The 317-nt window shown below is 36.3% G+C and carries 1 protein-coding gene; it reads left to right on the top strand.

Annotated elements, in window-relative coordinates; all coding sequences use genetic code 11:
- On the top strand, window positions 1-196 hold a 196-nt coding region (locus tag PZH32_RS12330; RefSeq protein ID WP_275208540.1), incomplete at its 5' end, for a hypothetical protein.
- Window positions 197-317 lie beyond the last annotated feature (121 nt).

Genomic DNA, 317 nt, shown 5'->3' with positions numbered 1-317 from the left:
TGGAGTACTGAACTTTTTTGATTGTGTAGTTTTGGTGAGTTTATTATGGCATAGCATGGAAGATGATGAAAGGTACTTTTGGTCTACCGTTTACAGATTTGCTTTGAAGTGGCACCGGATTTTTGAATTTGGTGCTGTTTTCATTGCAATTTCATTCTACTGGAAAGAGGGCAAAAGCACATTGAGCGTGGATTGAGTGGAAATTGAGCAAAAAAAGAAGCAGCCACACACCGTAGTGCATGACTGCTATACAAAATCATTTTTCCTTTTATTCTTTTGGCAAATAACTTTTGTCTATTGAAAGATTAACACAAGTT

It is taken from the genome of Adlercreutzia equolifaciens (assembly GCF_029076695.1).
GTDB lineage: Bacteria > Actinomycetota > Coriobacteriia > Coriobacteriales > Eggerthellaceae > Adlercreutzia > Adlercreutzia equolifaciens_A.
The sequence above is the reverse complement of the archived record's forward strand: the minus strand, read 5'-3'. Positions and strand labels throughout refer to the sequence as shown.